Raw genomic sequence first — 17,783 nt, forward strand, 5'->3', positions numbered from 1 at the left:
CAAGATGCTAAGCCCCTGCCTTGCGTCAGGCTTGCGGCGTGGCCTGCAGCAAGCGCTGCTCTGTGGATAATCACCGCGAGACTCCCACTGCCTGCCATGCTGATCCAGTTCTTCTACACCCTGCGTGCCGCCAAGCTGCCTGTCTCGGTGAAGGAGTACCTGACCCTGCTCGAGGCCCTCAAGCTGGGCGTGCTGGACGCCGAGGACGGCGGCCCCACGGTCGACCGCTTCTACTACCTGGCCCGCACCACCCTGGTCAAGGACGAGGCCCACTTCGACAAGTTCGACCGCGCCTTCGCCGCCTACTTCAAGGGCGTGGAGCTGCTCACCGACTTCGCCCGCGAGCTGCCCGAGGAATGGCTGCGCAAGCACCTCGAGCTGGAACTGACGCCCGAGCAGAAAGCCGAGATCGAGAAGCTGGGCTGGGAGCAGCTGATGGAGACCCTGCGTCAGCGCCTGCAAGAGCAGAAGGAGCGCCACGAGGGTGGCAACCGCTGGATCGGCACCGGCGGCACCAGCCCCTTCGGCGCCTACGGCTACAACCCGCAGGGCGTGCGCGTCGGCCAGGACCGCGGCCGCAACCGCAGCGCGGTGAAGGTCTGGGACCAGCGCGCCTACCGCGACTACGACGACAACCTCGAGCTCGGCACCCGCAACATCAAGGTCGCCCTGCGCCGCCTGCGCCGCTTCGCCCGCGAGGGCTCGGAGCTCGAGCTGGACCTCGACGACACCATCCACAAGACCGCCGCCAACGCCGGCATGCTGGACATCCGCATGATCCCCGAGCGGCACAACAAGGTGAAGGTGCTGCTGCTGATGGACGTCGGCGGCACCATGGACGAGCACATCCACCGCGTCGAGGAGCTGTTCTCGGCCGCCAAGAGCGAGTTCAAGCACCTGGAGTTCTATTACTTCCACAACTGCGTCTACGACTTCGTGTGGAAGAACAACCGCCGCCGCTTCGCCGAGAAGATGCCCACCTGGGACGTCATCCGCAAGTACAACAAGGACTACAAGCTGATCTTCGTGGGCGACGCCACCATGAGCCCCTACGAGATCCTGCAGCCCGGCGGCAGCGTCGAGTACAACAACGAGGAGCCCGGCGCCGAATGGCTGCAGCGGCTCACGCATGCCTTCCCGAAATACGCGTGGATCAATCCCGAGCCCCAGGGCGTCTGGCAGTACCGCCAGAGCATCTCCATCATCCAGCAGCTGATGCACCAGCGCATGTTCCCGCTCTCCATCACGGGGCTGGAGTCGGCGATGCGGCTGCTGAGCAAATGAGGGCGGCCCTGCGCGCATTCGCGGCCCTGGGCCTGAGCCTGCTGCTGAGCGCCTGCGGCACGCTGGGCGGCCTGCAGGAGGCCCTGGGGGGGAAGTCGGCGGCGACTGCAGCGGCCAATGCACGGCTCAAGGCCGCCTACCGCCTGGACATCCAGGCCAGTGGCGAGGTGCAGGACCTGCTCGCCCGCCACCTGGACCTGGCCCGCTTCCAGCAGATCGCCGAGAGCGACAGCCTCAGCCCGGTGGAGCTGGACCGCCTGGCGGCCGTCGCGCCCGAGCAGGCGCGTGGCCTGCTGGAAACCCTGGGCTACTTCGACGCCCATGTCGAGGTCCAGCGCCAGGCCAACGCCGACCACACCCAGCAAGACCTGACCCTCATCGTCGACCCCGGCCCCCGAAGCGTCGTGGGCGAGCTGGACCTGCAGTTCCAGGGCGAGCTCGATGCCGAGGCCGGCCAGCCCGAGTCCCCCCGGGCCCTGGCCCTGCAGGCGGAGCTGCGCCAGCTGTGGCCGCTGGGCAAGGGCCGCGCCTTCACCCAGGCCGCCTGGGCCTCCGCCAAGTCCGCGGTGCTGGCCCGGGCGCGCGCCCAGGGCTATCCGCTGGCCCGATGGGCGGCCAGCGAGGCCGACGTCGACACCGAAGCTCATCTCGTGAGCCTCAAGCTGAGCCTGGACAGCGGCCCGCTCTTCCGCCTGGGCAGCCTGCAGATCGAAGGCCTGATGCATCAGTCAGAAGACACCGTGCGCCGCCTGGCCGGCTACGAGGCGGGCGAGCCCTACTCCGAGCAGGCGCTGCTGGACTTCCAGGAGCGCCTGCTGCGCACCCAGCTCTTCGATGGCGTCACCGTGGACATCCAGCCCGAGGCCGCGCAGGCCGCGGCGGTGCCGGTGCGGGTGCGGGTCAAGGAGGCGCCGCGCCAGCAGGCCACCACGGGCATCGGCTACAGCGCCATGAACGGCTACAACGCCAGCGTCGAGCATCTGCACCGCCTGCCCGCGGGCCTGCCGCTGCGGGCCCGCAGCAAGTTCCAGCTGGGCCAGCTGCTGCGCAAGGCGGAGCTGGAGCTGAGCTCCCACCCGCAGCCCGACATGCAGCGCAACCTGGGCTCGCTGCAGTGGGAGCAGGACCTCAACAACGACAAGAACATCCGCACGCTCAGTGCCCGTGTGGGCCGCCTGCGCGAAGCAGGGCATGACGAGCGCCTGGTCTTCGCCGAGATGCTGCGCTCCATCGAGGCCGGCGAGGCGGGCGAGTCCCTGCACTCCGGCGCCTGGTCGGGCAATGTGCAATGGACCCGCCGCCGCCTGGACAGCCTGCTGCTCCCCACCCAGGGCTACACCGCCCAGTTGCTGCTGGGTGCCGGCCGCGCCGACAACAACGCCCCCAACCAGGACAGCGGCGTCTTCGGCCGGGCCCGGCTGCGCCTCGAGTACTTCAAGCCCCTGCCCTCGGGCTGGCATTTCAGCGCCCGCACCGACCTCGCCCAGATCATGGCCCGCGATCGCGTGGGCCTGCCCGCCAAGATGCTCTACCTTGCCGGCGGCGACGACTCCGTGCGCGGCTACGCCTACCAGAGCCTGGGCGTGGACAAGGAGGACGGCAGCCCCCTCAGCGCCGGCCGCAAGCTCTGGACGGGCAGCGTCGAGCTCGCCCGTCCCGTGATGGACGGCCTGCCCATGCTGTGGGGCGCCGCCTTTGTCGATGCCGGCAACGTGGCCGACAGCTGGCAGTCCCTGCGACCGGTGGTGGGCTATGGCGTCGGCGCCCGGCTGCGCAGCCCCGTGGGCGCGCTACGCCTGGACCTGGCGCGTGCGCATCAGACCGGCAAGTGGCGCCTGCACTTCAGCGTGGGGATCGCCCTGTGAGCGACATCGACAAGAACCCCGCCCCGGCCACCCCCCCGAAGCCTGCGAAGCGCCGCCTGGGCCGCTGGCTGGCCTGGGGCCTGGTCCTGCCGGGCCTGCTGGGGGCCGCGGCGCTGGGCGGCGTCTGGCTCATGGGCACCGAGACCGGCACCGCCTGGCTGCTGCGCCAGGCGCCCGACCTCATCAGCGCCGATGCGCCCCAGGGCCGTCTGCTGGGCGATTTTTCGGCCCGCCAGCTGCGCCTTCATCTGCCCGGCGGCACCGACCTCCAGTTCGACGGCCTGCGCTGGCAGGGCCTGCGCCTGGGCTGGCATGAATCGCCCCAGTTCTGGGCCCGGCTGCAGGCGGACAGCCTGCGCGCTGACCGCCTCCAGGTCCGCTGGACGCCGTCTGACAAGCCCGCCGCGCCGCTCACCGACCTGCGCCTGCCGCTGTCGGTGAGCATCGGCCAGCTGGAGCTTGGCCAGCTGGACCTGCCGACGGCGAATGTGCAGCTGAACCGCCTGCAGGCCGCCGTCAGCCTGGGCCAGCTGGATGCCCGGCAGCAGCAGGTTCACGAGCTCCAGCTGCGCTCCCTGCAGTGGCAGGCGGTGCAGCTGCAGGGCCGGCTGCGGGCCGAGGCCGAGGGGCCCATGACCCTGCAGGCCAGCCTGGACGCCCGCGGCCAGCTGCCGCAAGGGCCCGACTGGCAGGCCCGGCTGCAGGCCCAGGGCCCGTTGCTGGACCACGCCCTCACGCTCGATTTCAAGGCCGCCGGCCAGTCCGTGGCGCTCCAGGCCCGGGCCAAACCCATGGCGGACTGGCCCCTGGCCGGCCTGCAGGCCACGCTGAAGCAGTTCGACCTGGCTGCGCTGAATCCCCAATGGCCGCGCACCGCCCTCAGCGGCCAGCTGGCCCTGGAGGCTCAGCACTGGGACAAGCCGGCGGACCTCAAGGGCCAGATCAGCAACGCCCTGGCCGGCCCCTGGGACCAGCAGCGCCTGCCCCTGGGCCGCCTGCAGGCCGACCTGCAGTTCGCGCCGTCGCAGTGGCAGTCCCTGCAGATTCGCAGCCTGGAGCTGGGCCTGGTGGATGCCAAGGGCCAGGCGGCCGGCAGTCTGCAGGCCCAGGGGCGGCTCAGCCCTGAGCAGTCCTCGGACCTGCAGCTGCACCTGAACGGCCTGCGCCTGGACGCCCTGCACAGCCAGCTGCTGGCCCTGGCCCTCGATGGCCAGCTGCGCCTGCGCCGCGAGGCTCCGCCGGCCGCGAAGATCGATCCGAAGGCTGACCCCAAGGGCGAGCGCAAGCCCGCCACGCCGCCGCCCCTGCCCTGGCTGGACCTGGAAGGCCAGCTGAGCACCCGCCTGGCCACCTCCGGCGGCAAGCCCCTGGCCACGCCCCAGCTGCAGCTCAAGGCCCAGCTGGGTGAGCAGGGCCTGCGCCTGCACCGCGCCGAGCTGAGCGCCGGCAAGGCCACGGCCAGCCTGCAGGGCGAGTGGATACGCCGGGAGCAGGGCGATTGGCAGGCCAGCCTGCAGGCCCAGAGCCAGCAGCTGGACCCCGGCCTGCTGTGGAAGCCCGCCGCCGGCGCCACGGCGCCGCACAGCCTCAATCTGCAGCTGGGGGCCCAACTGCACCGCAGCGCCGGCAGCCCCTGGCCCCAGGGCGAGGCCAGCCTGCGCCTGCTGCCCAGCCAGTGGGCGGGCCAGCCGCTGCAGGGCCAGATCCAGTACCTTCGCGACGCCCAGCCCGCCCGCCTGCTGCTGAGCCTGGAGCAGGAGCGCAACCAGCTGCACGGGGAAGTCCTCGGCCTGGAAGACCGCCGCCCCGAGGCCCGGCTGCAGGTGCAGTGGCCCCGCCTGGCCGCCCTCGACCCGCTGCTGGCCGCCCTCACCCCCGGCATGAGCCTGGACGGCGGGCTGCAGGGCGACCTGACGCTACGCGGCCAGGAGCTGCCCTCCACCAGCCCTCGCGCCCGGTCCGCCACCCGCTGGAGCTGGACCAGCCAAGGCCAGCTGAGCCTGCAGAAGCTGCTGGTGCGCGAGCCCGGGCGCCTGCTGGGCCTGGAGCAGGGCAAGCTGAACTGGCAGCTGGGCACCGGCCTGACCGAGAACCTGGCCCTGAACCTGGAGGCCGGCCCGCTGCGCCTCGCCCAGGGCCAGCGCGCCCTGCAGCTGGAAGGCCTGCAGGCCCGCCTGAGCGGCAGCTGGGCACGCCACCAGCTGCAGCTGCAGGGCCAGGGCCGCCCGCTGAGCAGCTCGGCTGGCGACCCGCCCCAGCCCGGCGCAGCCCTGCTGCTGGCATTGGAAGGCCAGCTCAACGCCCTGCCCTGGGGCTTCTCCGGTGCGCCGGAGCCGCTGGACTGGCGCCTGAGCCTGCAGCAGGCCCGGCTGCGGCCGCTGCCCAGCACCAGCCTGGACCCGTGGCTGCAGATCGAACCCCTGCAGGCCCGCCTGGCCCTGAGCCCCGAGGCCCGGCTGCTCAGCGCCGAGCTGCAGGAGGGCCGGGCCAGCCTGGCCGGCGGGCAGGCGCGGGTGCGCTGGAAGGAATTGCGCTACCAGGCGCCCCAGCACAGCGGTGCCCCGCTGTCCTTGCAGGTCGATGCCCAGCTGGAGCCCCTGGCCCTGGCCCCCCTGCTGGCCAAGGCCCAGCCCGATTTCGGTTGGGGCGGCGACCTGCTGGTCGACGGCCATCTGCAACTGGATACCCGCCAGGGCACCCTCCTCAGCTTCGAGCTGAAGCGCCAGAGCGGCGACCTCAGCGTGACCGAAGACCGCGGCGTGCAGCGACTGGGCCTCACCGATTTCGGCCTGCGCCTGCAGGCGAGGCAGGGCCTGTGGTCCCTGACCCAGGCCCTGGCCGGCACCAACCTCGGCGGCCTGGGCGGCGCCCTCATCACCCGCACCGACCCGCAGGCCCTGCTGCCGCCGCTGGATGCGCCGCTGGAGGGCACGGTGCAGGCCAATGTCGCCAACCTCGCCACCTGGGGCGGCTGGATCCCCGCCGGCTGGCGGGTCAGCGGCGCCATGACCGCGGGCTTCATGCTGGGCGGCACCCTGCGCGACCCGCAGCTGCGCGGTCTGGCCAAGGGCGAGGGCCTCGCCGTGCGCAACCCGCTGCTGGGCGTGGACGTGCGGGACACCCGCTTCCAGCTGTCCCTCGAGGGCAGCCAGGCGCGGCTGCAGCAGTTCAGCGCCCACGCCGCCGACGGCGAGCTCCGGCTCAGCGGCGAGGCCCACCTGGGCGCGCAGCCCGACCTGCGCCTGGACCTCCAGGCCGAGAAGTTCGGCCTGCTGACCCGCGTGGACCGCCGCATCATCGCCAGCGGCCAGGGCAAGCTGCACCTCACGCCGGCCAGCGTGGACGTGCAGGGCGCCTTCCACGTCGACGAAGGCCTGTTCGACTTCAGCAAGGGCGACGCGCCCACGCTGGACGAGGACGTGCGCGTGCGCCGCCCTGCCGCGGCCCCCGTGGCGGCGCGGCACGAGGGCCCGCCGATGAAGATTGCCGTTCAGCTGGACCTCGACCTGGGCGAGCAGATGAAGCTGCGTGGCCGTGGCCTGGACACCCGGCTGACAGGCCAGCTCAAGCTGCAGCACCGGGACGGCAAGCCCAGCCTCGTCGGGACCGTGCGTGCCGAGGGCGGCACCTACGACGCCTACGGCCAGAAGCTGACCGTGGAAAAGGGGGAGATCCTCTTCACCGGCGTGCTGGACAACCCCCGCCTGGACGTGCTGGCCGTGCGGCCCAACACCGACATCCGCGTAGGCGTGACCGTGGGCGGCACCGCCATCAATCCACGCATCAAGCTCTTCTCGGAACCCGAGCTGCCCGAGACCGACAAGCTCTCCTGGCTGCTGCTGGGCCGTGGCCCCGACGAGCTGGGTCGCGCCGACACCGCCCTCCTTCAGCGAGCCGCCCTGGCCCTGATCAGCGGCGAGGGCGAATCGACCTCGGGCAAGCTGATGAAGAACCTGGGGCTGGACGAGCTGTCCGTGTCCCAGGGGGCCCAGGACGACACCCGCGGTGCCATCGTCCGCGTGGGCAAGCAGCTCTCCAAGCGCGTCTACCTGGGCTATGAACGGGGGCTGAATGCCACGACCGGCAGCTGGCAGCTGATCTACCGCATTGCCCAGCGCTTCACCCTGCGTGCCCAGAGCGGCGAGGACAGCGCCCTGGACCTGATCTGGCAGTGGCGCTGGCAGTGAGGCCTGGCCCGGGACCTCGCCGGGCTCCCCTCGCAGTCATGCGACAATCCGCGCCGCTTCGCTCACCGCCTCACGCGGCGCGGGCCGGTGCTCCCCGTAGTTCAATGGATAGAACGGCCGCCTCCTAAGCGGCAGATACAGGTTCGATTCCTGTCGGGGGGACCACGTTGAAAATCCATCCAGCGTCAGCCCACGACAACTCCGCTCGGTACATCAAGGACTGAAGGGACGGGGTCGGCTGTTCCCCATGCTGACGGCAACGGCCTGCAGCAACGCCAGCGCCCACCCGACAGGCCCCGGGGCCAACTTGCGGACGCTGGGGGCACGTACCTCGAGGGCCGTGCGTCAGGGTCCCGTCGCCGGCTCATGAAGTACCGATTCAAAGGCAAGGCAAAGCGCCTGGCCCTGGCGGGCTCTCTCCGGAGGTCAGCTTGACGGCTGCCCGGCGCGCACCCTGCGAATCTTTCACCCAGCCGGCGTCACGGCCACTGCAGTTCGCGCAGCAACTGTGCGGACCAAGCGCGATAAAGCCTGGCATCAGCGCCAGACGCACTCGCCTCAGCCCCCTCCAAGGGCTCGCCAGAATGAATTGCGAGCAGCTGCCAGGCGAGCGGAGCGGAAGCCGAGCGGCTGATCGCGCGCCGCCGCAGGATGGCTGCACCGCCACAGCCAGCACTTGACACCACGTCCGTCAGAAAACAGGCGCGGCCCTGAAAGGACCACGTGTGCGGCGAGGCAATGGCACCTGATCTGGCGATCGGCACCGCGTGAGGCGCATGCGAAAGACTCTCTGGAAAGCCAACCATCGAGATCACGTCGCCAATGGCAATGTCCTCGCCAAAATCTGCAATGTGCGTCTCGTCGAATGCCAGGGTGACCGCAGATGCTGGCAGATCAGTGCTCGCGATCGGCAATGCTGCCACAGGCGTCGGCCCGGCCTGATCTTGAACTGCATGCCAGAGAGGCCGCCCCTCCGACAAGAGTGGGAGTGAACAGCGCGCCCGCAAATTGGCATCGTGCGCATCCATGGCCACCTCTATTTCGAGGCGATCGGCCACGGGCTGCCCGCAACGCCCCGCAAAGGCCGATTGCGTGCTGACAAGGAACAGCGCGTTGCCCTTCCGATAGAAGAAGGCACTGCCCCTGGAGAGGCGCTGAGTGCCCTGAAAAGCCTCCAGGGGCGTCACGGCAAGCCACATGGGATCGATGGACGCCAGCTTCGGGGGCGCGGGCGTCATCCGCAGACCTCGCTGCAAAACCGCATGATGCCGGGCGACCTCCCGCTCAAAGGCGGCGAGGACGATGTCTGACATCTCTGAATGCAGCATGAGCGTCCGGGCGGCTTCTGCGTGTGCATCGAACGAAGCTGACAGCCGCAGCAGCCCGGCTGCCGAGAGGGAATCAATGACGGCAGGCAACAGGGCGTCCAATGCCACCATGCCGCCTTTCAGTTCGCAGATTCGCTCCGTGGCTTCTTGAAGGTTTTTCAAAGCAGGCTCCAGATGGGCAAAAAAAAACGCGGCATAGCCGCGCTTTCATCGATGCAGCCAGTTGGCCTCGCCGCATCCTTGGGTGAGCGATGCTCAGCTCATGCAGCGAATGCGTGATGCCTGCGGACCCTTCTGGCCCTGAGTCACCTCGAACTCCACGCGCTGGTTTTCGTTGAGCGTCTTGAAGCCGCCACCCTGAATTTCCTTGAAGTGGGCAAAGAGGTCCTTGCCACCGTCATCCGGCGTGATGAAGCCAAAACCCTTGCCTTCGTTGAACCACTTCACGGTTCCAGTTTGAGTCGTCATATTGATTTCCTTTCAGGTTGCAAAGCGCGAAATTGCACTCAGCGAAGAGACGCCAAGAAAATCTTCTGGGGATTCAACTGGGGTCCTGGCAGAAGGCCGGACCAAGTGGAAAGTCCTGAGAGCGGACGATCTTGTGCATATCAGCGAAGCCATAGTAGTCCTAAAAACGCCAGCTGTGCAAGTTTATTTGCAGCGCCTTAGACCGCCCCAAAAGGGGCATGCCTTTTGCATTTAAAAACCAAAATGGAACGCCATCACGACATCTCGCGATTTCGTGAGCGCAGGCCAGCCGCCGCATTCAAGGGCAGTGGCGCCCAATACCAAGTCACGGTCATGGGCAATAGAAAACGGCTACTCGATGCTTGAATCAGTATCGACCGCCGCCAAACCCGCCATTCCCATAGCCCACATCTTGACGCTTGCTTGCGCGGAATTCAGACGGGCCAGCCGACTTCGCCGCGCCACGATCTTCACGAGGGCGAGCCAGGTTGACCACAATGGCGCGGCCCCCAACGGAAAGGCCGTTCAGACCTTTGATGGCCGCTTGCGCACACTCGGCGCTTGCCATCTGCACAAAGCCAAAGCCTTTGGACTGACCGGTATCTTGGTCCATCAGCACCTTGGCCGAGGCGACTTCACCAAATTCGCGGAAATTGCTTTTGAGCGTCTCGTCCGTGACGGAGTAAGGGAGATTTCCCACGTAAATCTTGCTGGTCATTGGAATACCTTTCGGATGGTTGATTCACATCGTCTCGATGTGTGCAAGCAGACTTTGAATCTGCATCAGCGGCCTGACGAATCGCATTGATTTGCGATCGCGCATCAGAATGCCGCAGCGTTGGGCATTGGCGTTTGAAACCACCCTTGGGTGACCGCAATGACTTTGGCGGCTTCTCGGGAAGCGAAAGTCTTGTCGAGGGCGTGCGTTCTGGGTGAGCCGTCGCCACCTTGAATCCGACGAACCGCAACAGCGGCTCTGAAGCGGCCGCAGTCCGTCGAGTGTGTCGAGGGCAAGACGACGTATTGGCCCATGGGAATGGCTGTTGAAATGGGGATCAATCAGTTTGAGAGACGCAGGCCTTGTTGAATGCCTGAGTGAGCTACTTGGCTCAGTTGACCGAAGCTCTGCGGTCAAAGGGGCGACTGGCGTCGCACGCACCGGACTGGAGGAATAGCTCGCCGCTGAAGGGTGCGGCGCTGTCCGGCATCCCCTGAATATACACCGGATCGGTAAAAACCGGAAATTCCGGGTTCCCCAGGGTTTCTGCAAGGCGGCCGCGACGGCGGGCATGCCACCGACTGCGACGGGCCTCGCTCACGGGCTAACGCCTTGGGAAAGTGCGCACGGGCAGCGGCGTTGGAATCCTTCATGAAGGTCTCGACGCTGGGCCCGCCGAAGACGGCGTAGGCCTGGTCGACGGAGATCCGCGACGCCTCGCGGGCCTGGCCCTGCCTTCGACGCGCGGGCATCCGTGAAGAGGCGCTCGCAGGCGGGCGCACAAGAGGCGTCTGGCGGGACCAGGGACAGGCGATCGCTGACGAGGACAGGGATGGGCATGGGCGGCTGCGCTGAGGGGGGGCCGGGCGGCCACACAGCCTGGCGTGCAGATCAGAGGCATGCGCCCGCCGCCGCCTCGTGTGATTTTCAACAGTCCGCCGCCCCTGACTTTCCGCACAGCGCCCACCGCAGGCGCACTATGGACGCCAGGCCGCCAACTCATGGTCGCCGATGGAGCACACGATGGTCCTGAACTGCTTGGAATCCAGCACTGCCCGGCTCGACCGGCCCTCCGCACCGCCAGGCGTCGCGCGCACCCCACGGCAGGGGGCGGCATAAACCCCTGATCTGGGCGCTTGGGGCCCTGCTCATCGTGCCGTGGCACTGGGGGCGGGACCTATACTTGAAGCGTCCCCTCACTTGGGATGCCGTCTGTGAAATGACGGCGAAATGACTGGATCTCACCGATAGGAAACACTCGCATCATGAGTGCCAAACTGAAAGTCGCCGGATGGGTGGCCCTGGGGGCCGTGGCAGGTGCATTGACCACCATGCAGTTGCAGGCGAACGCCAGGAGCAGCCTTTCGCCGCTGCCCCTCGAAGAGATGCAGCAGCTGGCCGCCGTGTTCGGCATGGTCAAGTCCGATTACGTCGAGCCCGTCGACGAAAAGAAGCTGATCAATGACGCCATCGCCGGCATGGTCTCCGGCCTGGACCCGCATTCGCAGTTCTTCGACAAGAAGAGCTTCAAGGAATTCCGTGAAGGCACGACCGGCCGCTTCGTGGGCGTGGGCATCGAGATTGGCATGGAAGACGGCCTGGTCAAGATCGTCTCCCCCATCGAAGGCTCGCCCGCCTTCCGCGCCGGCCTCAAGAGCGGCGACCTGATCACCCGCATCGACGAGACCGCCGTCAAGGGTCTCACCCTGGACCAGGCCGTCAAGCGCATGCGCGGCGAGCCCGCCACCAAGGTGCAGCTGACCATCTTCCGCAAGCTGGAGAACCGCTCCTTCCCCGTGACCATCACGCGCGAGGAGATCAAGGTGGTCAGCGTGCGCGGCAAGGTGATCGAGCCCGGCTATGCCTGGCTGCGTCTGAGCCAGTTCCAGGACCGCACGGTGGACGACTTCGTCAAGAAGCTCGAGGAAATCTACAAGCAGGACCCCAAGCTCAAGGGCCTGGTGCTGGACCTGCGCAACGACCCGGGCGGCCTGCTGGAAGGCGCCGTGGCGGTGTCCGCGGCCTTCCTGCCCAAGGACGTGGAGGTGGTCTCGACCAACGGCCAGATCGCCGAGTCCAAGGCCAGCTTCAAGGCCAACCCCGAGTATTACCAGCGCCGCGGCGGCTCCGACCCGCTGAAGAAGTTGCCCGAGTCGCTCAAGAGCATCCCCATGGTGGTGCTGGTCAATGAAGGCTCCGCCTCTGCCAGCGAGATCGTGGCCGGCGCCCTGCAGGACCACAAGCGCGCCGTCATCATGGGCGCCCAGACCTTCGGCAAGGGCTCGGTGCAGACCGTGCGCCAGCTGAGCCCCGAGACGGCCCTGAAGATCACCACCGCGCGCTACTACACCCCCAGCGGCCGCTCCATCCAGGCCAAGGGCATCGTGCCCGACGTCATGCTGGACGAGACCGCCGAGGGCAACGTCTTCGCCGCCCTGCGCATGCGCGAGGCCGACCTCGAGAAGCACCTGCAGAACGGCCCCGAGGACAAGGACGACGCCCGCGCCAAGGCCCGCGAGGAAGCCCGCGCCAAGCTGGAAGCCGAGTACGCCAAGAACAAGGACTCGATCAAGCCCCTGCCCGAGTTCGGCTCGGCCGAGGACTTCCCGCTGCAGCAGGCCCTCAACCAGCTCAAGGGCAAGCCGGTGCTCGTCTCCAAGACAGCCACCGAGCGCAAGGCCGAGGCCAAGACCGGCGAATAAGCCGCATCCCGGTCCTCGCCAGGAGACCCGTCAGCCCTGTGGCCGGCGGGTCTTTTTCTTTGCGGCACGCCCTGGGCGCGGCGCTATGCTTGCCGCATGAATGACGAACAGCTGCTGCGCTATTCGCGGCACATCCTGCTCGACGAGATCGGCGTCGAGGGGCAGGCCCGGATCCTGGCCGGCCATGCGCTGGTGATCGGTGCGGGCGGCCTGGGCTCCCCGGTGGCCCTGTACCTGGCCACGGCCGGCGTGGGCACCCTGACCCTGGTGGACCACGACACCGTGGACCTCACCAACCTGCAGCGCCAGATCGTGCACCGGCAGGACCGCATCGGCCAGCCCAAGGTGTCCTCCGCGGCGCTGACGCTCAAGGCAATCAACCCCGAACTGAATGTGCAGGCGCTGCAGGAAAAGGTGGACGCCGCGCGGCTGGACACCCTGGTGCAGTCGGCCGACGTCGTACTGGACTGCTCCGACAACTTCGCCACCCGCCACGCCGTCAACGCGGCCTGCGTGCGGCATCGCAAGCCCCTGGTCTCGGGCGCGGCGGTGGGGTTTGACGGGCAGATCAGCGTCTACGACAGCCGCTCCGGGCACACGCCCTGCTACGCCTGCGTGTTCCCGCCGGACGCGCAGTTCGAGGAGGTGCGCTGCGCCATCATGGGTGTGTTCGCGCCGCTGGTGGGCATCATCGGCAGCCAGCAGGCAGCGGAAGGCCTGAAGCTGCTGGCCGGCCTCCCCGGCTCACTCGCCGGCCGCCTGCAGATGCTGGACGCCCGCCAGATGCGCTGGAGCGAGATTCTCTTGCAGCGCGACCCCGAATGCCGCTGCTGCGGCACCGCATAGCCGTTCGTCGACACAATAAATTCAACCATCGGCGCCAAATGAGGAAATAACATTTCTCAGCGACTGCACTACAGTTCGACCCGCGCCGCCCCACCGGGACCCCGCATGAGCAAGCACAAGAACAAGCTGACCGCCCGCAATTTCCCCTCGGCCAAGGACGAAGCCCGCCTGGCCCAGGCGCGCCCGACGCCGGACTACGACGGACCCAACAGCGCCTACCGCCTGGCCTTCACCGACGACGACTTCATGCTGCGCGAGGAGCTGCGGCCGGTGCGCATGCAGCTGGAGCTGCTCAAGCCCGAGCTGGTGCAGCAGGAGCAGGGCATCAAGGCCACGATCGTGATGTTCGGCAGCGCCCGCATCCCGGACCAGGCCAGCGCCGAGATCCGCGTGGCCGAGGCCCAGGCCCTGGGCGATGCCGCCACGCTCAAGCGCGCGCAGATGCAGCTGCAGATGAGCCGCTACTACGAGGAGGCGCGCCGCTTCGCCGGCATCGTCACCCGCGAGAGCATCGACCGCGGCAACCCCATCTACGTGGTGACGGGCGGCGGCCCCGGCATCATGGAGGCGGGCAACCGCGGCGCCCATGAGGTGGGCGGCAAGAGCATCGGCCTGAACATCGTGCTGCCGCACGAGCAGCACCCCAACCCCTACATCACGCCGGAGCTGTGCTTCCGCTTCCACTACTTCGCGCTGCGCAAGATGCACTTCCTGATGCGCTCGGTGGCGCTGGTGTGCTTCCCCGGCGGCTTCGGCACCCTCGATGAACTCTTCGAGGCCCTCACCCTGATCCAGACGGGCAAGTGCCGCCGCCGGCCCATCCTGATGTTCGGGCGCGATTTCTGGTCGCGCCTGATCAACTTCGAGCTGCTGATCGAGACCGGCATGATCAGCCCGGGCGACGAGCAGCTCTTCCACTTCGTCGATTCCGCCGAGGAGGCCTGGGCCTTGCTCGAGTCGGAGTACGACCTGACCCAGACCCCCCACGACTGAACCCCCTGAAGAGGATGCCATGACCACACTGCGCAACGTCTCCCTCATTGGCGCGCCGACCGACATCGGCGCCGGCGCCCGCGGCGCCAGCATGGGCCCGGAGGCCCTGCGCGTGGCCAACCTCGGCCCCACCCTGGAGGGCCACGGCGTCAGCGTGGTGGACCGTGGCAATCTCAGCGGCCCCTACAACCCCTGGCAACCGCCTGTTGACGGTTACCGCCACCTGCCGGAGGTGGCCGCCTGGAACCGCGCCGTGCACGACGCCGTCTATGCCGAGCTGAAGCTGGGCCGCATGCCCATCCTGCTGGGCGGCGACCACTGCCTGGGCCTGGGCTCCATCAGCGCCGTGGCGCGGCACTGCAAGGAACAGGGCAAGAAGCTGCGCGTGCTGTGGCTGGACGCCCATGCCGACTTCAACACCAGCGAGCTGACCCCCAGCGGCAACATCCACGGCATGCCCGTGGCCTGCCTGGCGGGCTTCGGTCCCAAGGAGCTGATCGAGATCGGCGGCTTCAGCAAGGAGCATCCGGCCATCAGCCCCAAGTGGGTGCGCCAGATCGGCATCCGCAGCGTGGACGCCGGCGAGAAGCGCTTCGTGCACGAGCAGGAACTCGAAGTCTTCGACATGCGCTACATCGACGAAATGGGCATGCGCCACACCATGGAGCTGGCCCTGGCCACCCTGGACGCCAACACCCACCTGCACGTCAGCTTCGACGTGGACTTCCTGGACCCCTCCATCGCCCCCGGCGTGGGCACCACCGTGCCCGGCGGCCCCACGTACCGCGAGGCCCAGCTGTGCATGGAGATGATCGCCGACACCGGCCGCCTCGCCTCCCTGGACGTGATGGAACTCAACCCCGCCCTGGACGAGAAGAACCGCACCGCCACGCTGGCGGTGGATCTGATCGAGTCGCTGTTCGGCAAGTCGACGCTGATGCGCAAGTGATGCGGCGCATGCGCGCTCCTGTGGCGCCTCCGTATCAAGGGGCGCCCGTCTGATCAGGCGCTGACGATCCAGCCCTCCACCGGGTCGATCACGGCCGGCAGCCCGTAGCCCGGCCGCTCGCTGGCCCAGGCCGCCTGCATGAGGCACAGCACTGCATCGAGGCTGTCGCCCGAGGCATCGTCGACCAGGGCCTCGCGCTGCGCATGGCTCAGCTTCAGGCGCAGGCCCAGGCGGCTGCGGCCCTGTTCCAGCGCTTCCACGAGGTCCTTGCGGGCGATGAGGCGCTCAGGCGTCTGACGGGCGGCATCGTCGCTCTTGTAGGAGCGCCGCTGGATCAGCTCGCGAGCCAGCAGGCCCGGATAGGCCTCCAGCGCCACGCGTTCGGGCCGCCCCTCGCAAAGCCCCGGCAGGGTGGCCTCGGCCGCGCGTAGCAGGGGCACGCCGGCATGCATCATCCAGGCCACCGGCGGGTTCACCCACTTCATGCTGGGCGAGGCGCCCGCGGGCCCGTCGCAGGCACGGTGCGCGAACTTGCCACCAGCCGGCCGTGGCGCCATGAAGGCCTGGAACTGCGCCCGCAGCCCGGGCCGCGACTGCGCACAGAAATGGTCCATCAGGGCCGGCCATTGACCGGGCCAGCCCAGGGCTTCCACCAGCTCGCGCGGCAGGCCGAAAGGCAGGTCGAAGCCGCCCAGCCAGGCCGGCAGCCCGCACAGGCGCTCGCGCACGGCGTCCAGGGTGAGGAAGCGCTCCAGGCCCGTCAGGCGCACGACGGCGCCGCGCCGCTCACCCAGGGCCATCACCACCGGTTTGCGTCTACTGGGGCTGGAGGAGAAGTCAAGCCCCAGCAAAGGCGGGCTTTCAATTGTCAGGGGGCTCGGCATGCTCGCCACTTTATCGACATTGCGTAGACAGCGTAGAGGGAGCACGCATGGTCAGTACCACCCCAACGCCTGCGGAGCCCCGCATGCAGCCGGCAACGGCGGACCGCCCGGAAGTGCTGGTCCAGACCCGTCACGAGATGCACCTGGGCGGCCGCCGCCTGGCCTACCAGGCCAGCGTCGGCTCGCTCACCCTGCGCGAGCAAGGCCGCGGCGAGGACCCGGACAAGGCGCAAGACGACAAGGCCCAGGCCCAGCTCTTCTACATCGCCTACACGCTGGACGACAGCCCGGCCGCCCAGCGCCCCCTGACCTTCTGCTTCAACGGCGGTCCCGGCTCCAGCAGCGTCTGGCTGCATCTGGGTCTGCTGGGCCCGCGCCGCGTCAGCTGCGACGATATGGGCCATTCCGGCCGCCCGCCCTACGGTCTGTGCGACAACGAGGCCAGCTTGCTGCTGGAGTCGGACCTGGTCTTCATCGACCCCGTCGGCACCGGCTTCTCGCGCATGAGTCCTGGCGAGAAGAACAGCGAGTTCCATGACTACCAGCGTGACCAGGACGCCGTGGCCGAGTTCATCCGGCTCTACCTCAGCCGCCATGGGCGCTGGGCCAGCCCCAAGTTCCTGATCGGCGAGAGCTACGGCACCACGCGGGCGGCCGGCCTGGCCCGCCTGCTGCAGGAGCGCCATGACATCGACCTCAACGGCCTGATGCTCATCTCCACCGCCCTGGACTACCAGACCCTGTCCTTCGACCACGGCAACGAGCTGCCCTACGCCCTCTTCCTGCCGGGCTACACGGCCGCCGCCTGGTACCACCAGGCGCTGGCACCGGCTCTGCAGCAGAAGCCCCTGCGCGAGGTGGTGGCCGAGGCGGAGCGTTTCGCCCTCGGTGACTACTGGACCGCGCTGATGCAGGGCAGCCGCCTGGGCGCGGCGCAGCGCGAGCGCGTGGCCGCCGAGCTGGCGCGGCTGACCGGCCTGAGCCCTGCCTTCGTGCAACGCTGCCAGCTGCGCATCGAGGACGGCCGCTTCTTCAAGGAGCTGCTGCGCGAGCGCGGGCTCACCGTGGGCCGCATCGACGCCCGCTTCACCGGCCAGGACCGCGACGACGCCGGTGAGCACGCCGAAGAAGACCCCGGCATGAACAACCTCGCGGGGGCCTATGCCGTGGGCATCAACCGCCTGCTGCACGAGCAACTGGGCTACCAGAGCGACGCGCCCTATCTCGTTCACGCACCGCTGTACAAGAACTGGGGCTGGAAGGGCTTCGAGAACCGCTACGTGGCCGCCGGCGAGTCCCTGCGCCGCGCGCTGCAGGCCAACCCGGCCATGCAGGTCTACGTGGCCAGCGGCTACTACGACCTGGCCACACCGCATGCGGCCGGTGACTACAGCCTCTCCCACCTGGGCCTTCGCGAGGGGCTGCAGGCCAATGTGCGCGTCAGCTACTTCGAGGCCGGCCACATGATGTACATCGAGCGCAAGGGTCGCGAACGCATGGCCGGCGAGCTGAGGGATTTCGTTCGCACCGCCACAGGCAAGACCTGACCCTCGGCCGGG

Annotated in this window: 12 protein-coding genes and 1 tRNA gene; 9 read left to right on the forward strand and 4 right to left on the reverse strand. The window is 68.5% G+C overall.

The features are described from left to right. The first annotated feature begins 96 nt into the window (after positions 1-96). From O9Y01_RS10180 to O9Y01_RS10195, 4 genes are all read left to right on the forward strand, one after another. The gene (locus O9Y01_RS10180; protein ID WP_269631485.1) at positions 97-1,284 is read left to right on the forward strand and encodes a vWA domain-containing protein; all 1,188 of its coding nucleotides are present in this window, start codon (positions 97-99) and stop codon (positions 1,282-1,284) included. After that, the gene (locus O9Y01_RS10185; RefSeq protein ID WP_269631486.1) at positions 1,281-3,149 is read left to right on the forward strand and encodes an autotransporter assembly complex protein TamA; all 1,869 of its coding nucleotides are present in this window, start codon (positions 1,281-1,283) and stop codon (positions 3,147-3,149) included. Before O9Y01_RS10180 ends, O9Y01_RS10185 begins: the two co-directional genes overlap by 4 nt. Further along, positions 3,146-7,336 (forward strand): translocation/assembly module TamB domain-containing protein, encoded by a 4,191-nt coding sequence (locus O9Y01_RS10190; protein ID WP_269631487.1) that lies wholly within the window; start codon positions 3,146-3,148, stop codon positions 7,334-7,336. The genes O9Y01_RS10185 and O9Y01_RS10190 overlap by 4 nt, the downstream gene beginning before the upstream one ends. A 90-nt stretch (positions 7,337-7,426) precedes the next feature. Next, positions 7,427-7,501 (forward strand) — tRNA-Arg (locus O9Y01_RS10195). A gap of 314 nt (positions 7,502-7,815) precedes the next feature. Here the strand turns inward: O9Y01_RS10195 and O9Y01_RS10200 are convergent. From O9Y01_RS10200 to O9Y01_RS10210, 3 genes are all read right to left on the reverse strand, one after another. Then, on the reverse strand, positions 7,816-8,826 hold the full coding sequence (locus tag O9Y01_RS10200; RefSeq protein ID WP_269631488.1) for a serine protease: 1,011 nt from the start codon (positions 8,824-8,826) through the stop codon (positions 7,816-7,818). 93 nt (positions 8,827-8,919) lie between these two features. Then, on the reverse strand, positions 8,920-9,132 hold the full coding sequence (gene cspE / locus O9Y01_RS10205) for a transcription antiterminator/RNA stability regulator CspE (protein ID WP_183103103.1): 213 nt from the start codon (positions 9,130-9,132) through the stop codon (positions 8,920-8,922). Positions 9,133-9,499: 367 nt separating this feature from the next. Next, entirely contained in the window at positions 9,500-9,850 is a 351-nt protein-coding gene (locus O9Y01_RS10210) for an RNA recognition motif domain-containing protein (RefSeq protein ID WP_269631489.1), read from the reverse strand. Between the two features lie 1,265 nt (positions 9,851-11,115). Here O9Y01_RS10210 and O9Y01_RS10220 point away from each other — a divergent pair. The 4 genes from O9Y01_RS10220 to rocF all read left to right on the forward strand — a co-directional run bounded on the left by O9Y01_RS10220 (position 11,116) and on the right by rocF (position 15,340). Further along, positions 11,116-12,552, forward strand: coding sequence for a S41 family peptidase (locus O9Y01_RS10220; RefSeq protein ID WP_269631491.1), 1,437 nt, complete (start codon positions 11,116-11,118; stop codon positions 12,550-12,552). A 96-nt stretch (positions 12,553-12,648) separates the two neighbouring features. Further along, the gene (locus O9Y01_RS10225) at positions 12,649-13,398 is read left to right on the forward strand and encodes a HesA/MoeB/ThiF family protein (protein ID WP_269631492.1); all 750 of its coding nucleotides are present in this window, start codon (positions 12,649-12,651) and stop codon (positions 13,396-13,398) included. Between the two features lie 105 nt (positions 13,399-13,503). Continuing rightward, positions 13,504-14,391, forward strand: coding sequence for a TIGR00730 family Rossman fold protein (locus tag O9Y01_RS10230; protein ID WP_269631493.1), 888 nt, complete (start codon positions 13,504-13,506; stop codon positions 14,389-14,391). Positions 14,392-14,410: 19 nt separating this feature from the next. Continuing rightward, the gene (rocF, locus tag O9Y01_RS10235) at positions 14,411-15,340 is read left to right on the forward strand and encodes an arginase (protein ID WP_269631494.1); all 930 of its coding nucleotides are present in this window, start codon (positions 14,411-14,413) and stop codon (positions 15,338-15,340) included. Positions 15,341-15,393: 53 nt separating this feature from the next. On the opposite strand, the gene O9Y01_RS10240 is transcribed toward rocF, so the two are convergent. Beyond that, positions 15,394-16,224, reverse strand: coding sequence for a DUF429 domain-containing protein (locus O9Y01_RS10240; protein WP_269631495.1), 831 nt, complete (start codon positions 16,222-16,224; stop codon positions 15,394-15,396). Between the two features lie 83 nt (positions 16,225-16,307). Here O9Y01_RS10240 and O9Y01_RS10245 point away from each other — a divergent pair, with 83 nt between their 5' ends. Beyond that, positions 16,308-17,771 (forward strand): S10 family peptidase, encoded by a 1,464-nt coding sequence (locus tag O9Y01_RS10245; protein WP_269631496.1) that lies wholly within the window; start codon positions 16,308-16,310, stop codon positions 17,769-17,771. Positions 17,772-17,783 lie beyond the last annotated feature (12 nt).

It is taken from the genome of Pelomonas sp. BJYL3 (genome assembly GCF_027257975.1).
Classification (GTDB): Bacteria; Pseudomonadota; Gammaproteobacteria; order Burkholderiales; family Burkholderiaceae_C; genus Roseateles_B; species Roseateles_B flavus.